Annotated in this window: 6 protein-coding genes and 1 pseudogene; 1 reads left to right on the forward strand and 6 read right to left on the reverse strand. The window is 69.2% G+C overall.

All coding sequences use genetic code 11. From position 1 onward, the window contains the following. The 3 genes and pseudogenes from AB0J68_RS23090 to AB0J68_RS23100 form a co-directional block, all read right to left on the reverse strand. Positions 1-1,119 (reverse strand): annotated as a pseudogene (locus tag AB0J68_RS23090) (hypothetical protein); the annotation flags it as partial. A gap of 224 nt (positions 1,120-1,343) precedes the next feature. Beyond that, on the reverse strand, positions 1,344-3,050 hold the full coding sequence (locus tag AB0J68_RS23095; RefSeq protein WP_354862964.1) for a glycosyl hydrolase: 1,707 nt from the start codon (positions 3,048-3,050) through the stop codon (positions 1,344-1,346). A 98-nt stretch (positions 3,051-3,148) separates the two neighbouring features. Further along, the gene (locus tag AB0J68_RS23100) at positions 3,149-3,997 is read right to left on the reverse strand and encodes a shikimate dehydrogenase (RefSeq protein ID WP_355067080.1); all 849 of its coding nucleotides are present in this window, start codon (positions 3,995-3,997) and stop codon (positions 3,149-3,151) included. A gap of 154 nt (positions 3,998-4,151) precedes the next feature. Here AB0J68_RS23100 and AB0J68_RS23105 point away from each other — a divergent pair, with 154 nt between their 5' ends. Further along, positions 4,152-4,643 (forward strand): peptidoglycan-binding domain-containing protein, encoded by a 492-nt coding sequence (locus AB0J68_RS23105; RefSeq protein ID WP_354862950.1) that lies wholly within the window; start codon positions 4,152-4,154, stop codon positions 4,641-4,643. 199 nt (positions 4,644-4,842) lie between these two features. On the opposite strand, the gene AB0J68_RS23110 is transcribed toward AB0J68_RS23105, so the two are convergent. The 3 genes from AB0J68_RS23110 to ruvX form a co-directional block, all read right to left on the reverse strand. Beyond that, positions 4,843-5,151, reverse strand: coding sequence for a hypothetical protein (locus AB0J68_RS23110; protein ID WP_354862949.1), 309 nt, complete (start codon positions 5,149-5,151; stop codon positions 4,843-4,845). 171 nt (positions 5,152-5,322) lie between these two features. Continuing rightward, positions 5,323-6,519: an endolytic transglycosylase MltG gene (gene mltG / locus AB0J68_RS23115; RefSeq protein WP_363940445.1), complete on the reverse strand. Its 1,197-nt coding sequence runs from the start codon at positions 6,517-6,519 to the stop codon at positions 5,323-5,325. Beyond that, complete coding sequence (gene ruvX / locus AB0J68_RS23120; RefSeq protein WP_354862946.1) at positions 6,519-6,977, reverse strand: Holliday junction resolvase RuvX; 459 nt, start codon at positions 6,975-6,977, stop codon at positions 6,519-6,521. The genes mltG and ruvX overlap by 1 nt, the downstream gene beginning before the upstream one ends. Between the last annotated feature and the right edge of the window lie 44 nt (positions 6,978-7,021).

Below are 7,021 nucleotides of genomic sequence, written 5' to 3' on the forward strand. Positions count from 1 at the left end.
GATCTCGGTGGCCGGGGTGACCGCGCCGATGCCGAGCCGGTCGATCGCGCCGTTGCCGGCGGCGTCGTTGGCGTTCGGGTTGTTCAGCCACCGGAAGTGCCCGCCGAGGTAGATGACGTTGTCGGCCACCTCGACCGAGGTGATGGTGTCGTTGCCGGTGAAGTCGACCCAGGTGGCGAGCTGGCCGGCGCCCCGGGCGGGGGTCTCGAAACGGACCAGGGCGTCGCAGTAGGCGGTCGGCCAACCGCCGCCGCCGTTGGAGCCGACCACGAACCAGCTGCCGTCCTCGCCGAACCGCACGTCCTGCACGTAGTGCACGAACGTCGTCGGGGCCGCGCACGGCGGCACGTACTTCTCGGTGCTCCAGTCCAGCACCGTCGGGGTGCCGGTGAGGTCGACAAGCGCGATCTGGTTACGCGGCAGGTCGTTGACGAGCGTGAAGTTGCCGCCCAGCACCAGGGTGCCGCCGTCCGGCGTGACGTCGATCGTCCACACGTACGACGTGGTGCCGTGCCGCCCGACGGTGGCGTCGACGGCGAACGTCGGGTCGATCGCGCCGGTCGTCGCGTTGAGCCGGCCGAGACCGGCGTGCGCGGTGCCGTTGAGCCAGTTGAACGCGCCGGCCACGTAGAGCGAGTTGCCCGACAGGACCAGGTCGCGGACGGTGCCACCGTCGGAGCGCCCGACCCAGCTGTCGATGATCGCGCCGGTCGCGGGGTTCAGCGCGACCAGGTTCTTGCGGGAGACACCGTTGACGTTCTTGAAGGCGCCGCCGACGATCAGCGTCCCGCCGGGGCCGGCGAGCAACGTGTTGACCGCGCCGTCGAGCACCGGCAGGAAGCCCGTGGACATGGTGCCGGTGGTCCGGTCGTACGCGAAGAGGTAGCGCTGCGTGATCCACGCGGAGCTGGCGGTCTGTCGCAGCTGGGTGAAGCTGCCGCCGACGAAGACGGTGTTGCCGACCTGCGCGAAGGCGCGGGTCTCGCCGTCGCGGGCGTGCGGGGTCGTGTCGCTGGGATTCGCGGACACCAGGGTCGCGGTCCCGGGGACCGGCACCACCGCCGCCGAGGACACCGAGGGCACGCTGAGCACCGCGGCGACGACCGCCAGAGCGACCACCCCCGCCCGAGTACGACGTCGTACTGACAAACGCCACAAGTGCGAGAGTTTGGGCACGCTGCGCCTCCAAGATGGATGAGAACCCGAGGTAGCGTGCCTCGCCCAGCCTGGTAGGCGCATCCGCCGATTGGGCGGTGCCTGAATCTGCTAGCCGACAGAACGCCGGAGGATCAGTTGGCTGACCCTCGATGAACGGCGTGCGTCGTCACGGTGTCGTCATCTCGTCAGCGGCTACCTCCGGTGGGCTGGCGCAGGTACGCGTCCTTGCCGGCCTGGGTGAAGCCGGCCACCGCGGAGGCATCGTGGTTCATCGTCATGTCACAGGTCGCCGTGCGGCTGGTCATGCCCGGCGAGTTGAAGTAGATGGCAGCCTTGATCTTCGGGTGGGCCTTCAGGGCCGCCGGGAACTCCTGGAACCAGCGCTGCTTGGCCCCCGGGTCCTTGGCGTCGAAGTTCGTGCCGAACTCGGCGAGCATCCGCGGCTTGCCGGCCCCGATGCCGTTCTCGTCGAGCCAGCGGTAGAAGCCGTCCACTGTGGTGCTCGGGCTCTTCCACACGGTGCTGCCATTGCAGACGTGGAAGTTGTACGGGTCGTAGGCCACCCAGTCGACGTACCGGTCGCCGGGGTAGAGGCCGGCGTACCTGGAGTAGTGCCCGGACCAGCCCATCATCGTCCAGACCCAGACGGCGTTGTCCGCGCCCGCCTTGGCGAACCGCTCGTACACGTACTTCCAGGCCCGGACGAAGTCGGCGTCGCTGCCCTTGCCCGGCTCGTCCTCCGGCTCGTGGTCGAAGCCCAGGAACACCGGCACCTTGGCGTCGCGGATGCGACCGGCGACCGCGTCGATGGTGGCGTCCTGCCGGCCACTGTAGATCTCGGACCACTTCAACGTCGTGCCGGCGGAGAAGTCGCGGGACTCCCAGGCGAAGAACATCAGCCGCCCCTCGCGCATCTGCTGGGTCTCGTACGCGTCGGGGAAGGCGCCGTTGCTGCCGGCGTTGGAGAAGTCGTGGTAGCGGTGCACGATGTCGAACTTGCGCCCGACCTGCGCCTCGACGTCGGTGATCGCCTTGCCGTGGTCCCAGCCGCTGCCCGCGTTGGCCGGTGAGTACATCCCCCACCAGGCGCCGCAGGACGGCACGAGCGTGTCGGACACCTGGCCGCACTTGCCGGACGGGAGGGTGGGGCTCTGGGTCGGGGTCGGCGTACGAGTCGGCGCGACCGTCGGCGTGGGCCGGGGCGCGGCGGTCGTCGGCGCGACCGTCGGCGAGGGCGGCGGCGCCGGTCGGGTGGTCGGCGCCGACGTCGGCCCGCTGCCGAGGTCGTAGCTGATCACCAGGCTGGGTCGCAGCTCCGGGTTGCGGTTCTCGACCGACGCCCAGTAGACGCGGGTCTCCAGACCGGTCTGGGCGAGCGACACCGTCCAGGTGCCGTTGCCGGTGACCAGCTTGGAGACGTCCCACTCGTTGACGCCCTTGGCCACGCCGGCGACGGTGTCCAGCGCGGGGCTCGCCGTCGCCGGGGCCGGGCGCGTCTCGCGGGCGCTCAACGACGAGGCGTGCGCGGTCACCGTGGCGGCGAACTGCTGCCAGGCGTGCATGCGCAGGGTCGCCCGGACGTTGACCGCGGCGGCCGGCACGGTGGTCACGGCGAACTCGACAACCGCCTCGCGGCCACCGCGCGGGTTGCCGTCGCAGCGCGCCGGGCAGGTCGCCAGGGTCGTCTTGGTGGCGTTGTCGCCGTCCTGCGTCACCATCGTCGCGGTGGTGTCCGCCACCGCGCGGATCGACAGGTCGTCGCTGGCCAGCAGCGGCATCATGGTCGCCACGATGCCGGCCACCACCGCACCGCCGACCACGCCGATGGCGATCGCCTTGCGCCGGGGACCGTTGCGGAGCCGGGTGATGCGGTGCAGTCCATGCCTGGTCAAGGAGAACTCCCTGTGTCTGCTGCGGTAACCGTGAGCAGCGTATCGACGACCAGGGCATGTCGTGGGCAGGACAGTTTCCCGTAAGCGCGTCTTAACCGTCAGCTAAGGAAGGCGCCCCGACGGGCCGCCATCAGCGCCTCCCGCATCGCCTCGACCGGCGCGGCAACGCCGGTGAACTGCTCGAACTGGCCCACCGCCTGCGCCAGCAGCAGGTCCAGTCCGGACACCACCCGCAGACCGGCCGCGCGGGCGGACGCCGCCAGCGGCGTCGGCCACGGGTCGTACAGCGCGTCGAAGTAGACCCCGTCCGACCGCCACGTCACCACGCCGGCGAGCGGGTCGGCGACCCCCTTCGGGACGGTGGAGACGACCACGTCGGCGGCGGCGAGGTGCCGGGGCGCGTCGGCCCAGGCACCACCCGCCAGCGCCACGTCGAGGGCGTCGGCCACCGGGCGCAGCTCGTCGACCGCCTCGACCCGGCGGGCCACCACAGTCACCGAGGAGCACGCCAGCCGTGCGGCGGCGGCGAGCGCGGCGCGGGCCGTTCCCCCCGCGCCGAGGACGGTCAGAGTGGCGCCGGGCGCCACCCCGGCCCCGGTGAGCACATCGACCATGCCGCCGACGTCGGTGTTGTCCGCGTACCAGGAGCCGTCCGGACGGCGTACCAACGTGTTGGCCGCGCCGACCGCGACGGCGACCGGCGACGCGGCGTCGGCCACGGCGAGCGCCGCCTCCTTGCCCGGCATGGTCACCGACAGCCCGGCCCACTCGGGGCCCAGGCCGGCGACCAGGGCCGGCAGCTCCGCGGCCGCGCACTCGACCCGGGTGTACGACCACCCGGCCAGCCCGGCGGCGGCGTAGCCGGCGGTGTGGATCACCGGCGACAGGGAGTGCGCGATGGGTTTGCCCAGCACCGCGGCCCGACGGGCCACCACGGTCCGCGTCATGTCCGCCCCCCGTACACGTCGCCTCGACCCTACCCACCGCACCGACCACCGCACCACCCGTCGCCGACCGCGCCCACGGTGTTCGCTTGACGTTCCATCGACGTCGGTGAAAGCATTCGGCGCAGGACGATCGATCGGAAACAGGGGGGGAACCATGAACAAACGGATTCTGCGCGTCCTCATCGCGATTGCCGCGGCCTTCAGCCTGTCGTTGATGGCCGCCGCACCCGCGCGTGCGGACAGCGCGGCGGGCAGCTGGTCGGACAACCACGAGCTGTGCGCGTCCAGCTCGTGCGTGCGCGCCGGCAACATCGTGCGCCTCTGGCAGGCCATCATCTGGGCCGACGACCTCAGCGGCACCGTCGGCACCAGCTTCATCGACGGCGAGTACGGCTCCAACACCGCCGCCAAGACCAGGACCTGGCAGGACGTGATGAACATCGGCATCGACGGGTCGGTCGGGCCGCAGACCTGGGGCAAGGCGTACGGCGCGGTCAACCGCAACACCGGCTACGACACGAGCACCCAGACCGGGTACTTCTACTACGGCTACAACCGCACGTTCGCGCTGCGCAAGCAGAACAGCAACGGGGTGTGGACGTTCCTGAACCCGCGCACCGGCTCATGGACCGGCACCAGCCACTGACAATGACGTAAATCGTCTCTCATCAGGGCCAGCGTGAAGGCTCCCTTTCCAAGCCGACACATTATCGGTCACCATTGGAAAGGGAGCCTTCGCACTGTTGCGGGCGGCGCGGGACGGCTGCCGGTAGCGTGTCCGCCGTTATCTGAGCCACCGGCCGGACCGCTACCCGTCAACCGGCTTCGGCCGGTTTCTCACCTGGTCAGGGGAGCGTAGCCACCGACGAGCAGTTGCCGATACCGGTGCGGCAGATCCGGTAGGAGTAGCCCGACCGCGCGAAGGCCGCCCAACCTTCCGACGAGGTGCAGATCGAGTTGCCCTTCCACGACCACGAGCTGCTACCCGGGGCGCGCTCCTGCCAACGGGCGCAGTGCCCATCGGTCAGCGGGTCCCGGGCGTAGAGGTCCCAGTCACCATTCTTGATGTAGACGGCCCGACCTGCGGCACCGGTGGTGCTCCTGGTGACCTCAGCGGCCTGTGCCGGCACTGCCGCGAAGGCAAGCAGCACCATAGCCGTCGAGGCGACCGCTCCAGCTCGCGCCGTCCATCTCTTCGTGGTCACAACCATTCCCCCCGTTCTCAAGACTGTCGATACGGACAGCGGCAGTTTAAGAGGCAGAGGAGAAGTACGCTGCCCCGCCAGCGCGGCGTGACGGTGAACCCGAGATGGGAACGGGCGGCATCAGATCACCCCAGCCTCCTTGGCCTTGGCCTCGTTACGCTTCTGCTCCTCGTACGTCTCGGCGAAAGCGGAATGCCCCTGCTTGTCGATCGCCACGAAGTAGAGCCACTTGCCCACCGGCGGGTCCATCGCACCCTCCAGCGCCGGTTTACCGGGGTTGTTGATGGGAGTCGGAATCAGGCCCCTCAGCTTGCGGCTGTACGGGCTCGTGGTGTCGAGCAGCTCCGACTGATTCATTTCGGCCGATGTCTTGGTCGGCTTACCGGTCAACTCCAACCAGTAGTTGACCGTGACGTCCATCTCCAGGCAGTTGCAGTCGAACTCGCCGTACACCCGGTTGTAGGCCACCCGCGCGACCTTGCCCAGGTCGTCCTTGTTGCCGGCCTCGGCCTGGGCCAGCGACGCCACGATCAACGCCTCGTACGGGCTGACGCCACCCCGCTCCTTCTGCACCCGGTCGGCGAACTTCATCTCGCCGGTCACGGAGAGGAAGTTGTCCACCATCAGCTTGAGGATGCTCTCGGCCGTGGCCTTGGGCGGGATCTCGTACGTGTCCGGATAGAGGAAGCCCTCGATGGACTTGACGACCTTCTTGCCGTCGTCGCGCTTGAACCACCAGTCCGGGACGCCGAGCGCCTCCGGGTCCTTCGCGGCGGCCTCGAACTCCTTGACCGGAATCTTGGTCTTGTCGGAGAGCAGCTTGTAGATGTTCTTGCTGGTGCGGCCCTCGGGGATGGTCAGCCCGTTGACGATCTTGTTCTTCAGGTCGAGCATGGCCGTCACGGCACTCGCGCCGCTCATCTGCTTGCGCAGCTTGTACGTGCCCGGCTGGATGTTCTTGCTGCGCGAGTTGGCCTCGGCGGCCTCGATGAACGCCTTCTGGCTCTTCACCACGTCCGCCGCGACCAGGGCGTCGGCCATGTCGGCCAGCAACGCGCCGTTCTTGATCTCGACGGTGATCTCACCGGACCCGGCACCGTCGTAGTCGGGGGTGACGAAGTAGTTCTGGATCCGGTCGAACCCGTAGAACGCGCCGCCACCGATGCCGCCCAACAGGAGCAGGGCCATCAGCAGCGCCAGGAAGGTCTTGCCCCGGCCACCACCAGAACCGCCCTTGCGCTTACGGAAGCTGCGCCGGTGCCGGCCCTTCTCACCCCGCTCCGGCTCGTCAAACCCAAGATCCAGATCGTCGATCATTACGTCCGCCTCCGCTGCGCGTCCAGCCAGCTCTGCAGGATCTCCACCGCGGCCGCCTGGTCGACAACCGCACGTTGACGTTTACCTCGGACGCCACGTTCGGCAAGCCTACGAGAAGCGACCACGGTCGACATCCTCTCGTCGGTAAGCGTTACCGGTACGGGCGCTATCACATCGACCAATCGGTCAGCGTACGCCTTCACTCCGACCGCCGCGGGACCGTGTTTGCCGGCCAGGTTGACCGGAAGGCCGACGACAACCTCGACCGCTTGATGTTCGGCCACCAGGGCCGCGAGCTGGGCAAGGTCGCTCGGCACCGCGTCCGGCGCGGCGGTGAGATCGCGGGCGAGGGTGACCAGCGGCGTGGCCAGCACCCCGTCCGGATCCGAGCGGGACACCCCGACGCGCACCTGACCGACGTCCACGCCAATACGAACGCCCCGTGTGAAGCCGCTCACCGACGGTCACCCCTCGGCTGTCGACGAACCAGGGCGGACCGATC

This window comes from Micromonospora sp. NPDC049580 (assembly GCF_040675595.1).
Taxonomy (GTDB): Bacteria; Actinomycetota; Actinomycetes; order Mycobacteriales; family Micromonosporaceae; genus Micromonospora.